Annotated in this window: 14 protein-coding genes; 3 read left to right on the forward strand and 11 right to left on the reverse strand. The window is 64.3% G+C overall.

The genetic code is table 11. The annotated features are described in order from the left end of the window. The first annotated feature begins 157 nt into the window (after positions 1 to 157). Positions 158 to 1,327, forward strand: coding sequence for a cell wall hydrolase (locus VGD10_RS01510; protein ID WP_331039021.1), 1,170 nt, complete (start codon positions 158 to 160; stop codon positions 1,325 to 1,327). On the opposite strand, the gene VGD10_RS01515 is transcribed toward VGD10_RS01510, so the two are convergent. The 6 genes from VGD10_RS01515 to argC are packed head-to-tail and all read right to left on the reverse strand — an operon-like array spanning position 1,278 to position 6,873. Further along, complete coding sequence (locus VGD10_RS01515; protein WP_331039022.1) at positions 1,278 to 2,504, reverse strand: argininosuccinate synthase; 1,227 nt, start codon at positions 2,502 to 2,504, stop codon at positions 1,278 to 1,280. The two genes, VGD10_RS01510 and VGD10_RS01515, sit on opposite strands and share 50 nt — an antisense overlap. An 11-nt stretch (positions 2,505 to 2,515) precedes the next feature. Further along, positions 2,516 to 2,983 carry an arginine repressor gene (argR, locus tag VGD10_RS01520; RefSeq protein WP_331039023.1) on the reverse strand — a complete coding sequence of 156 codons (468 nt, stop codon included), beginning with the start codon at positions 2,981 to 2,983 and terminating at the stop codon, positions 2,516 to 2,518. Continuing rightward, positions 2,980 to 3,846, reverse strand: coding sequence for an ornithine carbamoyltransferase (argF, locus tag VGD10_RS01525; RefSeq protein WP_331039024.1), 867 nt, complete (start codon positions 3,844 to 3,846; stop codon positions 2,980 to 2,982). Before argF ends, argR begins: the two co-directional genes overlap by 4 nt. Then, a complete protein-coding gene (argB, locus tag VGD10_RS01530; RefSeq protein ID WP_331039025.1) occupies positions 3,843 to 4,712 on the reverse strand; it encodes an acetylglutamate kinase in 870 nt (289 codons plus the stop codon). Before argB ends, argF begins: the two co-directional genes overlap by 4 nt. Then, a complete protein-coding gene (argJ, locus tag VGD10_RS01535; RefSeq protein ID WP_331039026.1) occupies positions 4,709 to 5,869 on the reverse strand; it encodes a bifunctional glutamate N-acetyltransferase/amino-acid acetyltransferase ArgJ in 1,161 nt (386 codons plus the stop codon). The genes argB and argJ overlap by 4 nt, the downstream gene beginning before the upstream one ends. Further along, complete coding sequence (argC, locus tag VGD10_RS01540; RefSeq protein WP_331039027.1) at positions 5,866 to 6,873, reverse strand: N-acetyl-gamma-glutamyl-phosphate reductase; 1,008 nt, start codon at positions 6,871 to 6,873, stop codon at positions 5,866 to 5,868. The genes argJ and argC overlap by 4 nt, the downstream gene beginning before the upstream one ends. Positions 6,874 to 7,319: 446 nt before the next feature. On the opposite strand from argC, the gene VGD10_RS01545 reads away from it, so the two are divergent. After that, positions 7,320 to 8,276 (forward strand): LysR family transcriptional regulator, encoded by a 957-nt coding sequence (locus VGD10_RS01545; RefSeq protein ID WP_331039028.1) that lies wholly within the window; start codon positions 7,320 to 7,322, stop codon positions 8,274 to 8,276. 221 nt (positions 8,277 to 8,497) lie between these two features. Then, complete coding sequence (locus tag VGD10_RS01550) at positions 8,498 to 11,566, forward strand: autotransporter outer membrane beta-barrel domain-containing protein (RefSeq protein ID WP_331039029.1); 3,069 nt, start codon at positions 8,498 to 8,500, stop codon at positions 11,564 to 11,566. A 28-nt stretch (positions 11,567 to 11,594) separates the two neighbouring features. Here VGD10_RS01550 and VGD10_RS01555 read toward each other — a convergent pair whose 3' ends face one another. The 5 genes from VGD10_RS01555 to VGD10_RS01575 are packed head-to-tail and all read right to left on the reverse strand — an operon-like array spanning position 11,595 to position 14,304. Further along, positions 11,595 to 11,867, reverse strand: coding sequence for a hypothetical protein (locus VGD10_RS01555; protein ID WP_331039030.1), 273 nt, complete (start codon positions 11,865 to 11,867; stop codon positions 11,595 to 11,597). Between the two features lie 52 nt (positions 11,868 to 11,919). Then, positions 11,920 to 12,300 carry a YkvA family protein gene (locus VGD10_RS01560; RefSeq protein WP_331039051.1) on the reverse strand — a complete coding sequence of 127 codons (381 nt, stop codon included), beginning with the start codon at positions 12,298 to 12,300 and terminating at the stop codon, positions 11,920 to 11,922. Beyond that, the gene (locus VGD10_RS01565) at positions 12,297 to 12,647 is read right to left on the reverse strand and encodes a GFA family protein (RefSeq protein ID WP_331039031.1); all 351 of its coding nucleotides are present in this window, start codon (positions 12,645 to 12,647) and stop codon (positions 12,297 to 12,299) included. The genes VGD10_RS01560 and VGD10_RS01565 overlap by 4 nt, the downstream gene beginning before the upstream one ends. After that, positions 12,647 to 13,828, reverse strand: coding sequence for an acetyl-CoA C-acyltransferase (locus VGD10_RS01570; protein WP_331039032.1), 1,182 nt, complete (start codon positions 13,826 to 13,828; stop codon positions 12,647 to 12,649). The genes VGD10_RS01565 and VGD10_RS01570 overlap by 1 nt, the downstream gene beginning before the upstream one ends. A 20-nt stretch (positions 13,829 to 13,848) precedes the next feature. Continuing rightward, positions 13,849 to 14,304: a MaoC family dehydratase gene (locus tag VGD10_RS01575; RefSeq protein WP_331039033.1), complete on the reverse strand. Its 456-nt coding sequence runs from the start codon at positions 14,302 to 14,304 to the stop codon at positions 13,849 to 13,851. Positions 14,305 to 14,324 lie beyond the last annotated feature (20 nt).

Consider the following 14,324-nt stretch of genomic DNA (forward strand, 5'->3'; position numbering starts at 1 on the left):
CCTCAAGATTTGGACCGAATCGAGCAGCTGTGATATGGAAGCAATACAGCAATGCCCGGTTCAGCTTGCCCTGCTATAAGGACGGCTGATCGGGGCTGCGGTTGGCTATTTCATTGCGCCGCTGTTATGGGGCCCATCCGCTGAAACTGGAGTCGTAATGCTGACAGCTACGTTGCGCATGCCTGCCGTTCGCCTGCCGAAGGTGGCGAAGGAGCACATGCTGGGCTCGTTCGTGCTTGCGATCGCGGCGCTGCTTTATCTGTTCGCCGGGATTAGCGTGACCTCGTTCGCGGGGGTGGACGGCCTCGCCAATGCGAAGGTCGCCAAGCTCCAGTCGGAAGCTCTCAGGGCGCCGCCCGCGCCGGAGCCGCTGCAGTTCAAGCAGGTCGCGCCGCAGGACGCGGTCGCGATCAATGCCGCGGTTCCCATCTCGACTCTTCCCAATCCCGCCGCGCGTGCCTTCCTGCTGCGCGCCGCGTCGCTCGACGACAGCGCCCGCTCGCTCGAATGCCTTACCGCTGCCGTCTATTATGAAGCCGCGACCGAGCCGCTCGACGGTCAGCGCGCCGTTGCGCAGGTGGTTCTGAACCGCGTCCGCCACCCGGCCTATCCGTCAAGCGTCTGCGGGGTAGTCTTCCAAGGCTCCGAGCGTTCGACGGGTTGCCAATTCACCTTCACCTGCGACGGCGCCATTGCCCGCACGCCGGTGCCGAGCATCTGGGCGCGCGCCAAGGAAGTCGCCCGTGCCGCGCTGGCCGGCTACGTGTTCAAGCCGGTCGGCTGGGCCACCCACTATCACACCAATTGGGTCGTACCTTACTGGAGCTCCAGCCTTACGAAGCTCGGCATGGTCGGCACGCACATTTTCTACCGCTGGGAAGGCGGTTGGGGCCGTCCGGGCGCGTTCCGCGACCGGCACAGCGGCAACGAGCCGGTGCTTCCGAAGATGGGCTATCTCGGATTTGGTCCGAAGCCGGCCGAGACGCCTGTGCTGACGCCGGAAGAGCAGGCGGCGCTTGCCGCGGGCCAGCTTCCGGTGGGCGAATTTCCCGGCCAGGTTCCGACCGATGCGGCCGCGACCGCCGCCGCTGCGACCGCGACTACTTACGATCCGGGCAAGCTCAACCGGGCGATCCTCCGCCGCTTCCAGCCGGTGAAGCGCGAAGACGTAGCCGCGGTGGTCGCCAAGCAGGCGAAGCCGGGCGAGAAGGTCGACGAAAGCTATCGCTGGGCGATGACCGGCGGCGCTTCGGGCGAAGCGCTTGGCAAGAAGGCCGCTACGCCTTCCGCGCCCGCGCCGCAGCCAGGCGCAGCCGCAACGCGTTAAGCTTGATGAAGCCGGCGGCGTCGCGCTGGTCGTAGCTGCCTGATCCTTCCTCGAAGGTGACGAGGTCTTGATCGTAGAGGGCGAGGGGACTCGTTCGCCCGATCACTGTCGCATTGCCCTTGTAGAGCTTCACGCGGACCGTGCCCGTCACATGCTCCTGGCTCTTGTCGATCAGGGCCTGAAGCATCTCCCGCTCCGGCGAGAACCAGAAGCCGTTATAGATGAGCTTGGCGTAGCGCGGCATGATCTCGTCCTTGAGATGCATGGCGCCGGCATCGAGCGTGATGGATTCGATGCCGCGGTGCGCCGCAAGCAGGATGGTGCCGCCGGGCGTCTCGTAGACGCCGCGCGACTTCATTCCGACGAAGCGGTTCTCCACCAGATCGAGCCGGCCGATGCCGTTGTCGTGGCCGAGCTGGTTGAGCCGCGTCAGTAGGCTAGCGGGCGACAGCGTCTCGCCATCGATCGAGACGGGATCGCCGCCTTCGAAGCCGATCTCGATCACAGTCGCCTTGTCGGGCGCGTCCTCGGGCGAAATGGTGCGCTGGTGCACATATTCCGGCGCCTCCACCGCCGGATCCTCCAGCACCTTCCCCTCGGACGAGGAGTGGAGGAGATTTGCGTCGATCGAGAAGGGCGCTTCACCGCGCTTGTCCTTGGCGATCGGAATCTGGTGCTTTTCGGCGAAGTCGATCAGCTGCTCGCGGCTGGCAAACTCCCATTCTCGCCACGGCGCGACGACGCGGATGCCGGGCTCCAGCGCATAATAGCCGAGCTCGAAGCGGACCTGGTCGTTCCCCTTGCCGGTGGCGCCATGGCAGACGGCGTCTGCGCCCACCTTGCGCGCGATCTCGATCTGCTTCTTGGCGATCAGCGGCCGGGCGATCGAGGTGCCGAGCAGATACTGGCCTTCATAGACCGTGTTGGCGCGGAACATCGGGAAGACATAGTCGCGGACGAACTCCTCGCGCAGATCCTCGATGAAGATATTCTCCGGCCGGATGCCGAGCAGCTCCGCCTTGCGCCGCGCGGGCTCCACTTCCTCGCCCTGGCCGAGGTCGGCAGTGAAGGTGATGACCTCCGCGCCATATTCGGTCTGAAGCCATTTGAGGATGATCGACGTGTCGAGTCCGCCCGAATAGGCAAGCACCACTTTCTTCGGCTTTTCCTGGTTCATCATCTTTCCTGTCAGGACTGTCCGCTGAGCGCGCGGAAGCGGCTTTCCATGGCGCCGACCGTCACGCCGTCGCGGATCGCCACGAAGAGCGTATCGTCGCCAGCGATCGTCCCGGCAACCTCAGGCAGCCGCGCCTGATCGATGGCGAGGCAGACGAGATGCGCGGAGCCGGGCGGCGTCTTGATGACGACGAGATTGCCCGACGCTTCGACCGATTGCACCCATTCGTTGAAGATGCGTTCGAGGCGGGAGGCCGCCCAGTCGCTGTCCACCATCTGCTCCGGAAGCGCGTACCGGAGGATTCCGCCTTTCTTCACCTTCACCGCGCCGATCTGGTCGAGGTCGCGGGAGACGGTCGCCTGCGTCACCGCGAAGCCGAGGCTCGCGAGGCGGGCGCTCACTTCCTCCTGGCTGCCGATACCGCCGCCGCGGATCATGTCGGCGATCACCTTCTGCCGCTTGGCCCGTGCGTCGGTCATGGCCTTGCTCCCAGCATCCACGCCATGGCGCCGCGGGCGCTGTGCATCCGGTTCTCAGCCTGCCGCCAGACGGCGCTTTTGGGACCGTCGATCACCCCGTCCGTCACTTCCTCTCCGCGTCGGGCGGGGAGGCAGTGGAGGAAATGGGCATCGGACGACTTGGCGAGCAGCGCCTCGTTCACCTGATAGGCGGAAAGCGCCTGCCGCCGCTCCTCGGCCTCGGCATCCTGCCCCATCGACACCCAGACATCCGTGTAGACGAAGGCCGCGCCTTCAACGGCTTCCGCAGGATCGACGACCTGCCGCACGCCTTCCAGCTCTTCGGGAAGTCCGTAGCCTTCCGGGCTGGCGATGGTGAGTTCCGCGCCAAGCAGCGAACAGCCTTCAGCAAGCGAGCGGCAGACGTTGTTGGCGTCGCCGATATAGGCGACCTTCACGCCTTCAAGCCGGCCAGCAAGCTGCTTGACGGTCAGCAGGTCCGCCAGCCCCTGCAGCGGATGGTCGCTGTCGGACAGCATGTTGAGCACGGGCGTGTCGGTTGCCGCGGCCATCTGCTCGAGCAGGCCATGCTCCATGACGCGCGCGGCGATGATGCTGTGATAGCAGGCGAGCGTGCGGGCGACGTCCTCGGCGGTCTCGCGGGTGCCGAGGCCAACCTCGTCCTTCTGGATATAGACCGGGTGTCCGCCAAGCTGCACGACCGCCATCTCCATCGAGTTCCGGGTTCGGGCGCTCGGCTTCTGGAAGTAAAGGGCGACGCCCTTGCCTTGTAACGGACGGCCAAGGCTTGCGCTTTCCGACAGGGCGAGGATCTGCCGCAGGCCATCGGCGCCGACATCAGCGATCGTCAGGAGGTGGGTCACCAGTCCGCCTTTCGCTTGATCATCGTGCCGATACCACGGTCGGTGAGAAGTTCGATCAGGAGGGCGTGCGGTACGCGGCCGTCAATGATGTGCGCGGTGCCGACGCCGCCGTCGACCGCATCGGCGCAGGCGCGAAGCTTCGGGATCATGCCGGCGCTGACGCTCGCATCCTCGATCCGCTCGCGAAGCTCGGCCGAGGTGAGGCGGGGGACCAGGCTGGTCTCGTCATTCACGTCCTCGAGCAGTCCGGGTGCTGCGGTGAGATAGACGATCTTCTCCGCGGCCATGGCGACCGCAATGGCGCGTGCCGCCTCGTCTGCGTTGATATTGTAGGGCTGGCCGCCACTGTCCGCGCCGACGGTGGAGACCACGGGCACCAGTCCGTCGTCGAGGAGCTGGTGGAGGAGCGAGGCCCGGACTGCCTCGACATCGCCGACATAGCCAAGCGACGAATCCCGCGCCGATGCGACTAACAGGCCGCCATCTTCGCCCGAGACGCCGACGGCAACCGGCTCCTCATGCGCTTCCCGGTTGACGGTTGCGACGAGATCGCGGTTGATCTTGCCGACGAGCACCATGCGGACGATCTCCAGCGTCTCGCCGTCGGTGACGCGGAGGCCGTCGCGAAACTCAGGCTGCTTCCCCAGCCGTCCCATATATTCGTTGATCTGCGGTCCGCCGCCATGGACCAGCACGCAACGGACGCCGACGCTCTGCAGGAGCAGAACGTCCTGCGCGAGCGCGCGGTCCAGGTCAGGATCGATCGCCGCCCCGCCCAGCTTCACGACGACGGACTTGCCGGCGAAGCGGCGGATATAGGGCAGCGCCTGGACGAGGACGTCGGCAGTTTCGGATGGGCTCATCATGACGTGCGGCTATTTTCTTTGATGTAGCCGGGGCCGAGATCCACGCCGATCACCTGCGCTTCGCCACTTCCGGCGCCGAGCGCGACCTCGATGTCGATCTCCTCGCCATCCATATGTTCGGCAACGGCCTCGGAATCATGCTCCAGCGGCGCGCCGGCGCGCGAAACGCAGATGCCGCCGTAGGAAACGGTAGCGAGATCGGTATCCATGTCCGCGCCGGACGATCCGGCAGCCGCCAGCAGCCGGCCCCAATAAGGATCGCCGCCATGCCAGGAGCATTTGACGAGATTGTTCTCGGCGATGGTCTTCGCCGCCTGCCGGGCTTCGGCATCGCTCTTCGCGCCGGTGACGCGAAGCCGGACGAGCTTCGTCATGCCCTCCGCGTCGCGCGCCATCAGCAGCGTCAGCTCCTCGCAGACGCGGTGTAGGGCATCGGCGAACTCGGCGAGGTCGGGTTTGCCACGCTTGCCCGAGGCGAGGAGGATCACGGTGTCGTTGGTCGAGGTCGCTCCATCGACGTTGAGCGTGTTGAAGCTGCGATCGACCGCGTCCTTCAGAAGCCGCTGCATGTCGGCCTGATCGATGTCCGCGTCGGTGGTGAGGAAGGCCAGCATCGTCGCCATGTTGGGTGCGAGCATGCCGCACCCCTTAGCCATCCCGCCGAGCGTGAATTTGGAGCCTTTGACGCAGGCTTCCTTCGGGATCGAATCCGTCGTCAGGATGCCCATCGCGGCATGGCGCGCGCCCTTCGGCGAAAGCTTCTTTGCGAGCTTCGGCGTCGCCTCCAGGATCTTCTCGATCGGCAGCGGGGTACCGATGATGCCGGTCGAGCAGACCAGAACATCGCGGGCATCGCAGCCGAGCGCCTCAGCGGTCGCCGCGCACATTGCCTCGGCATCGGCCATTCCGGCCGCTCCGGTGCCCGCGTTGGCGTTGCCAGAATTGACGATGACGGCCACGGCCTGGCCGCCATTCTTCTGCAGCCGGTTACGGCTCGCGACCACGGGCGGCGCGACGAACTTGTTCTGCGTGAAGACGGCGGCCGCGCGCACCGGCATGCCGTCGGCGGTCGCAAGTAGCGCCATGTCGTAGCGGCGGCGCTTGATGCCCGCGTGCAGGCCCTCGGCCACGAAGCCTTCGGCGGCGGTGACGCTCATGGGTAAACTCCTACTGTCGAAAGTCCGGCCGTTTCCTCGAAGCCGAGCATCAGATTGGCGCACTGGATCATCTGGCCAGCGGCGCCCTTAACGAGATTGTCGAGCGCCGCGATGGCGAGGACGCGGCCGGTCCGCTCGTCGTAGCGCGCGGTAAGATGGACGGCGTTGGAGCCCAGCGTCCATTTGGTTGACGGCGGCCGCTCCGACACATGGACGAACGGCTCGTCCGCATAGGCGGCCCGAAGCGCCGCCAGCGGATCGCAGGGACCCCTCGCCGCCGCATAGCAGGTGGCGAGGATGCCGCGGTTCATGGGCGCGAGATGCGGCGTGAACAGCACGCTTGCGCCAAGGCTCGCCTCCATCTCCGCCGTGTGGCGGTGGGTGAGGAGGCCGTAGGCGGCGAAATTCTCATCGACCGTGCAGAAATGGGTCTCTTCCTTCAGCGTCCTCCCGGCGCCCGTCACGCCTGAGGCCGCATTGACGATGATCGAGGAAGGATCGATCAGGTTCGCGCCGATCAGCGGCTTCAGCGCCAAGATGGCGGAGGTGGGGTAGCAGCCGGCCGCCGCGACGGCGCGGGCACTCCGGATCTCGTCGCGGCTAAGCTCCGGAATGCCGTAGACGAAGCTGGAAAGCAGCTCCGGCGCCTCATGCGCTTCGCCATACCAGCGCTGATAGTCTGCAGGATCCTTCAGCCGGAAGTCGGCGCCAAGATCGACGAAGGCAATGCCGCGCCCCATGATCTCGCCGGCCAGCCGCTGCGAATGGCCGTGAGGAAGCGCTGCAAAGACGAGGTCGATACCGTCCAGAAGCGCAGGCTCGAACCGCTCCACCGTGGTTTGCGAATAGGCAGGCGCGAGATGCGGATGCACCTTCTCCAGCGGCGCTCCGGCCTGGCTGTCGCCGAACAGCCGCACCGGCCGGATATGCGGGTGCTGCGCGGCGAGCCGCAAAAGCTCTCCGCCCACAAAACCCGATGCGCCAAGAATCGCTGCCTGCACCATGAGGCCGCGGCATATGCACATTCATGCATAAATATGCAATAGAGCGGCTACAACGTTATTTGCTTAGGTAAGATATTGATGATCTTGAATATTCTTTAGCGAGGACCATCTTCCACTCATCGTTTCAACAATCGAAAGGAGGTGGTCTGATGTCTCATTGTCATATGCCGAATGCGGCTGAACTGGTGAGCGTCGCCTCCGCGGGGGTGCTCGCTTAAGGTTCTTGGCCGCAAGGCTGACAATGGAAAGGCCGTTCCCCTGGGGGAGCGGCCTTTCGTGTATCTGCTTCCCGCGCGCAGCCGCTTGACGCCGCTTATTGAGGCTGCGAAATGGCCCTCGCTTGATCGGGGGATGCGCGGCGACGCGAAAGCGGCTGTGCCGACTCATAGCATGAACTGACGCTTGTCGAATGATCGGACGCGGGTCCGATGTCGGGGTGTGTGTGCATGTTTGAGTTTGACCTGAATTTGCTTACCCATCTTTCAGTGCTCCTGCAGACCAGGAGCGTTACCGAGGCCGCCCGTAGGGTTGGCGTCAGTCAGCCGGCGATGAGCCGCTCGCTGGGCGAACTGCGGCGCCTGTTCGGTGATCCTTTGCTGGTACGAACCCGGGGCGGAATGCTGCCGACACGGCGCGCAGAGGAGCTGTTGGACCCGCTCCAGAATTGGCTCGCGCAGGCGGGTTCCATCATGGCTCCTGCCACGGTCGATCCCACCACCCTTGTTCGCCGCTTCCGGATCGCGGCGGGAGAATATGCGACGCACCGTTGGCTGGAACCGGTCTTCACCGCCTTCAAGCGTTTCGCCCCCGGCGTCAGCATCGACATCCAGCCGCTCCGGCCCGACAATCATGAGCAGCTTGCCTCAGGCGAGGTGGATATCACCATCACCAGCGTTGAGCCCGATCCGCGGCTTCACCACTGCCGCCACTTGTCGTCCGAAACGTTCGCTTGTGTCGCCGAGACCGGTCATCCGCTGGTCAGCCTTTCACAGGTCAGAGCGCTCGAGGTCGCCGATCTCCTCGAATGGCCGCACGTCGGAAGCATGATCGACGGACGCATGGACCCGCTTACCCAGCTCTTCATCAAAAGCGGGTGTGAAGACCGGGTCATAATGACAGCTCCTTACGGCTTTTTCAGCCGTGACCTGCTTGCCGATACCGGCGCGCTGATGCTGCTTCCGACTGAAGCCGCCCGCGGCCATGCACGCAATCACGGGCTCGAATGGTTCGAGGCGCCGCCTGAACTTGGCCGACTTGAGCATTGGCTGGTCTGGCACAATCGCAACCATCGCGACGCAGCCACTCAGTGGCTGATCGGGGAAATACTGACCGCGCCAGAGCAAGCTGGCGATACCGAGGGATCTTCAGCGGATGCCGGACTATTTCTCGAGGCGGCTGAATAACACTTATCCGCTGACGGCATTTTTCTTCCTCCAGCCGCTCTGGCACGCTTCCCGTCGACAGGGACAAATTCTGGGGCCGTCACGCGCGAGGCTGCGGTCTCCGCGTATGGCGCCGAACAGACAAGGACTGAGCCGACTTTCCGTCAGCGCACACCTTTATCCGCACTTTCTTCCCACTTCGCGAAGGTAACCACATGCGTTCTTTGCTTGCTGCTACATGTTTGACGCCCGCTGCCATCTGCCTGGCCATGTCGCCGGCTTTCGCTGAGACGAAGATCGAAGAGAAGCGGACCACGAACGTTCGCACGTCCACCGTCAACAACGGCGCTGCGGATTCAATCAGGATAACGTCCAAAGGTTCGGTGGAGCCGGCGGGCGGTGTCGCCGTCACCATCGACAGCAATCACAGTGTCTTCAATGATGGCAAGATAGAGATAGAAGACGCGAACGACGTTACGGGCATCTACGCCGGCCCGGGAATCACCGCCGACATCACCAACGACGGGAGTATCCTTATCGTCGAGGACGTGGATACGAAGGATACGGACAGTGACAATGACAATGACGGCCCCTTCGCCGTCGGCAGCAACCGCTTCGGCATAAGGATCGGGCAAGGGGGTACCTTTGCCGGGACTATAAACAATAGCGGCGGCATCAGCATTGAAGGAAACGATTCGGGCGGAATTCAGGTGGACAGCAGGCTTGCCGGCTCTCTCCTCAACGAAGGGTCGATCTCCCTGTTCGGCGACAACAGCTACGGCATTCGAGCAAAGGAAGTCACCGGCAACGTAGGAATAACGGGCAGCATATTCGTACAAGGTGCAAATTCGGTCGGTGTTTCGCTGGAAGGAAACATTGGCGGCGCGCTGACCGTACAGAGTTCGGTTGCTGCTACGGGGTATCGATATACGTCCTCTCCGTCGGACACTTCGAAGCTTGATGCCGACGATCTTCTTCAAGGAGGTGCGGCGCTGAAGGTTACTGGCAATGTAGCGGGAGGGATTCTGCTCGACGTTCGACCTGCCGATAATGACAAAGACGACAAGGATGAGGATGACGACGGCATCAATGATGCTGACGAAGGCTCAGCCGCCGTTCTTTCCTACGGTGCGGCCCCAGCTATGGAAATCGGCGCTGCAAACCGTCATGTCGCGATCGGGGCGGTAGCGAAGGACAGTTCTGGCCACGGACTTGTTATCAAGGGCGCCGTTGCCGGATCCGGCGTGTATTCGGGGATTGATGGCAACGGGCTAATAATCGGCGGGCAGGGGGGCAGCGTTTCGATTGCAGGCGGCATGACAGTCACTGGCAGTGTCGCAGCGGCCTCTGTCGACAGCAACGCTACGGCGCTCCGGATTGGCAGGAGCGCCAGCGTCCCTGAAATCCGTATTACCGGCGCGGTCGGAGCCTCTAGCAAGGCCAAGGCTGGCGCTTCGGCTCAGGCCGTTGTCGTAGAGGCAGGTGCCACCGTTAGGGCCATACATAATAGCGGCTCGATCGAAGCATCGGCGTCATCCGGGAGCGAAGGTGCTGCTCGTGCGATCGTCGACCGTTCAGGCACTCTGGGGCTGATTACGAACAGCGGCAGCATCCGAGCGTCGGCCAGTTCCGCCTCCGCCGATGCAATCGCTATCGACCTCCGCGCCAACAATGCGGGGGCTGTCGTACGTCAGACTGCCGTGTCGGGGAAGAATGCGCCCGAGATCAGCGGCAATATCCTGTTCGGCACGGGCGCCGACACGCTCGACGTACGCGCGGGCAAGATCAGCGGCGACATCCACTTCGGGAGCGGTGCCGACACCTTCACCCTGGAAAACGGTTCGTTCAGCGGGCAATTGGCGGGTTCGCCCGGGCTGGCACTGAGCGTCACCGGAAGCACCCTGGACGTAACCAATCGGGGAACCGTCGCGCTCTCTTCACTTAGCCTCAGCGGCCAGAGCAAGATTGGTGTCACGATCGATTCCCGGGCAGGCACCCACACGATGTATGACGTGGCGGGACGGGCAAGCTTCAGCGAAGGTTCGACGGTCCTCGTTAAGTTCGCCGATACGGCGACGACTGAGGGCAGGCACGTCATCGTTCGGGCGGGCGAACTCGTTGGCGGTTCCAACCTAACTAACGAGGCGACGGTGCCGTTTATGTACGTCGCCAATTTGAACGTGGATCAGGCGGCGCGTGAGGTCGGTCTTACCGTTCGCCGGAAGAATGCCGGCGAGCTTGGTCTGAACACATCCGAGAAATCCGCCTACGACGCGGTCTATGCAGCGCTGAGCAAGGATGAAGATGTCGAGGACCTGTTCCTCAACATACAGTCGGGCGATGCCTTCCGGACCGCGCTCCGGCAAATGCTGCCGGATCATGCGGGTGGAGCATTCGGAACCGCGCTCCAGGCTTCCGGGGCGACGACCCGCTTCCTCGCCGATCCCCGCGCGCCGATCGCCCGGAAGGGCAGCTTCGGTTTCATGCTTCAGCAGGTCGGCTGGGGCAGCAGTAAGGACATTGGCGACACCGCGGCCTACGACATCAGCGGATGGGGCTTCTCGGGTGGCGGCGAACTGAAGGCGGGCGACAACGGCGCCTTCGGCCTGATGCTTTCCTACCTCATGGGCAAGGACGCCGACGGCAGCACCAACAACGAAGTTCAGACGACGCAATATGAACTCGGCGGTTACTGGCGGGGCAGCTGGAACGCGCTGAATGCCTTCGCGCGCGCCTCCGCGGCCTACATCGCGTTCGACAGCAGCCGAAGCATTAGCGGTTCGACCGGTAGCGAGCAGGTCGAGCGAGAGGCGGAGGGAAATTGGAATGGCACCCTTTGGTCCGCGGGCGCCGGCATTTCCTATGAGCTTCGCGCCGGCCGCATCTCGCTTCGTCCGACGGCCGTCCTCGACTATTATTCGCTTAGCGAGGATGGCTACGCCGAAAAGGGCGGTGGCAAAGGCTTCGACCTCACCGTCGATGGCCGCAAAAGCAGCGAACTGGCGGCAAGCATGAGCGCCTCTCTCGGCTTCGACTTCCTCGGAGCCAATCCGGACGGCCGCTTCTTCCGCGTCGAGCTGGAGGGCGGCCGGCGCGAGATACTGAGCGGGTCCCTCGGTTCCACGACTGCCCGCTACGAAGGCGGCAACGACTTCACGCTGGAGCCGGGCAAGCGGATTAGCGGCTGGACCGGCAAGCTACGAGCGATGGGCGGCGATCCGACCTTCCGCCTGGGCGGCCAGATTGGCGCCGAGGAACAGGAAGGCCGCGCCGCAATCGACGCGCGGCTGACGCTGAACTCGACCTTCTAAGGCTGGGGCGCAGCGCCTGGAGAAACCTTCAGGCGCTGCCCGCGCCCTCGACCGCGCGCTCGACGTTGAGCGCCGCCTCGACCATCCGTTCCCAAACGTCCGGGTCGCCGGCCGCGGCCATCACCTGATCCGGCTCTCGCATGGTGCGGAGGATGGCGAGCGCATCGCCCGTATATTCGTGCCAGACCTCGTCCACGCTTGGCCCGGCCGACGGATCGTCGCCTTCGGCATTGATGCTGAGCTCGCGCCCGGCAAGGACGCGCGCGATCCGCTCGACGAGCGTAAGGTTGGATACGGGCATGACTCTCTCCCTCGTTTCGAGGGCTAAACGGTGGAGGGCTGCCCGGGTTGCCTCAATCGAACCATAAGCCGAACAGGCGCGCGACGAGCAGGGCGGCGAGTAGCCAGATCAGCAGGACGATGACCGCGCCCCACGCGGAGCCAGGCCGCTCCGCCGCGGCTGCGGCGGTGGCGCGATGCTCCTCGAAGAGGCCGGGCGGCAGCATCTTCACGAACAGCCAGATACCCGCCGGAATAAAGATCGCGTCGTCGAGCAGGCCGAGCACCGGAATGAAGTCCGGAATGAGATCGATCGGCGACAGCGCATAAGCGGTGACCAGTAGCCCGAACGCGCGTGCGTACCAGGGCGTGCGAGGGTCCCGCGCCGACAGCCAGGCCGCATGCGCATCGACGCGGATGCGGTGCGCGAGAGAGACGGGACCCTTTTTTTTCAGAGCGCGGCGCCGTTGAACGGCTGACGCTGGACGGCTTGGAGATCAATGCCGTCCACGCAGCGAAGGTTGATCGCCGCCATTTCGGTGCCGTCGGGGCCTCTTCCGGTGCCGAAGGCGGAAATGCCGCAGGCGGAGCAGAAGAGGTGCGCAATCACCTGCTTGTTGAAGCGGTAGTCGGTGAGGCGCTGCTGCCCCGCTGTGACCTCAAACTTGTCGGCAGTCGTGAAGGCGAGCAGAGGCGCCGCCTTCGAACAATAAGAGCAATTGCATTCGATGCCGGACGTAGTTTCGACCTCCGCCTCGAACCGCACCACGCCGCAATGGCAGCCGCCTTCCACCTTTCCCATCACAGCACCTCGAACAGGCCAGCCGCGCCCATGCCGCCGCCGACGCACATGGTCACGACCACGTAGCGGGCGCCGCGGCGCTTGCCTTCGAGGAGGACGTGTCCGGTCATGCGGGCGCCGGACATGCCGTAAGGGTGGCCGATCGAGATCGAGCCGCCGTTGACGTTCATCTTCTCGTCCGGAATGCCGAGCTGGTCCTGGCAGTAGAGCACCTGCACCGCAAAAGCCTCATTGAGCTCCCAGAGGTCGATGTCAGCGACGGTGAGGCCGAAGCGCTTCAACAGCTTCGGAACGGCGAAGACGGGGCCGATGCCCATTTCGTCGGGCTCGGTGCCGGCGACGGCCATGCCGAGATAGCGACCCAGCGGCGTCAGGCCACGTTCGGCGGCAAGCCCGGCTTCCATCAGCACGCAAGCCGAAGCGCCGTCGGACAGCTGGCTGGCATTGCCTGCGGTGATCATCGCATCCGGCCCCATCACTGGCTGCAACGAGCGCAGGCCCTCAAGCGTGGTGTCCGGCCGGTTGCCCTCGTCCTTGGCGAGCGTCACCTCCTTCATTGAGGTTTCGCCCGTCACCTTGTCCTTCACCATCATTTTGGCGGTGACAGGCACGATCTCGTCATCGAACTTGCCCTCGGCCTGCGCCTTGGCGGTCAGCTGCTGCGAGCGAAGCGCATATTCGTCCTGCCGCTCGCGGCTGACCGAGTACCGCTTGCCGACCACTTCGGCGGTGTTGATCATGGGCATGTAGACGCCGTTGTGCAGCGACAGCAGCTCCGGGTCCGGCCCAAGGCGCATTTCAGGGGTCTGGACGAGGCTGATGCTTTCGACGCCGCCCGCGACCATCACGTCCATCCGGTCGACGACGATCTGCTTGGCCGCGGTTGCGATCGCCATCAGGCCCGACGCGCATTGGCGGTCGATCGACATCCCGGCGACGGTCACCGGAAGGCCAGAGCGGAGCGCGGCGGTGCGGCCGATCGTGGTCTGAACGCCCTGCTGAAGCGCCGCCCCCATGATCACGTCGTCGACTTCGGCTGGATCGATCCTCGCGCGCTCCACCGCCGCCTTGATCGCGAAGCTGGCGAGGGTGGGGGAGGGCGTGGCGTTGAACGCGCCGCGATAGGCTTTGCCGATCGGCGTGCGGGCGGTGGAAACGATGACGGCTTCGCGGGTGGCCATTGGGAAAACTCCTTGGGGGATTAGGTGAAGATAAGGCCGATCCAGTCGGCGGTAAGGGCGGGGCGCTCCTCGCCCTCGATTTCGACGGTGACGTTGTGGAGGAATTGCCACTGGCCGGGCTTCTTCTCCTCCATCGATGCAAGCGTGAAGCGGCCGCGCACCCGTTTTCCGGTGCGTACTGGCGCAATGAAGCGAACCTTCTCAAAACCGTAATTGACCGCCATCTTCAGCGTCTCGGGCACATACATGACGGACGCCGCCATCTGGCTCAGCAGCGAGAGGGTGAGGAAGCCGTGCGCCACGGTGCCGCCGAACGGGGTCTGCGCGGCGGCGGCCGGATCGACATGGATGAACTGGTGATCGCCCGTCACGTCGGCGAAGGTGTTTATGTGACCCTGGCTGATCTCAATCCAGGGGGAGACGCCGATCTCGCTGCCGACCTTCGTCCTGATGTCGTCGAGGCTGGCGACTGGCATTGAATTCCCCTCTTCGCTAG

Origin of the sequence: Allosphingosinicella sp., from assembly GCF_036402135.1 — a bacterium.
Classification (GTDB): Bacteria; Pseudomonadota; Alphaproteobacteria; order Sphingomonadales; family Sphingomonadaceae; genus Allosphingosinicella.

Bases quoted from the DNA above. Each gene is read 5' to 3' on its own strand.
- VGD10_RS01510 (WP_331039021.1), top strand. From the start codon at position 158: ATGCTGACAGCTACGTTGCGCATGCCTGCCGTTCGCCTGCCGAAGGTG.
- VGD10_RS01515 (WP_331039022.1), bottom strand. From the start codon at position 2,504: ATGAACCAGGAAAAGCCGAAGAAAGTGGTGCTTGCCTATTCGGGCGGA.
- argR (WP_331039023.1), bottom strand. From the start codon at position 2,983: ATGACCGACGCACGGGCCAAGCGGCAGAAGGTGATCGCCGACATGATC.
- argB (WP_331039025.1), bottom strand. From the start codon at position 4,712: ATGATGAGCCCATCCGAAACTGCCGACGTCCTCGTCCAGGCGCTGCCC.
- argJ (WP_331039026.1), bottom strand. From the start codon at position 5,869: ATGAGCGTCACCGCCGCCGAAGGCTTCGTGGCCGAGGGCCTGCACGCG.
- argC (WP_331039027.1), bottom strand. From the start codon at position 6,873: ATGGTGCAGGCAGCGATTCTTGGCGCATCGGGTTTTGTGGGCGGAGAG.
- VGD10_RS01545 (WP_331039028.1), top strand. From the start codon at position 7,320: ATGTTTGAGTTTGACCTGAATTTGCTTACCCATCTTTCAGTGCTCCTG.
- VGD10_RS01555 (WP_331039030.1), bottom strand. From the start codon at position 11,867: ATGCCCGTATCCAACCTTACGCTCGTCGAGCGGATCGCGCGCGTCCTT.
- VGD10_RS01565 (WP_331039031.1), bottom strand. From the start codon at position 12,647: ATGGGAAAGGTGGAAGGCGGCTGCCATTGCGGCGTGGTGCGGTTCGAG.
- VGD10_RS01570 (WP_331039032.1), bottom strand. From the start codon at position 13,828: ATGGCCACCCGCGAAGCCGTCATCGTTTCCACCGCCCGCACGCCGATC.
- VGD10_RS01575 (WP_331039033.1), bottom strand. From the start codon at position 14,304: ATGCCAGTCGCCAGCCTCGACGACATCAGGACGAAGGTCGGCAGCGAG.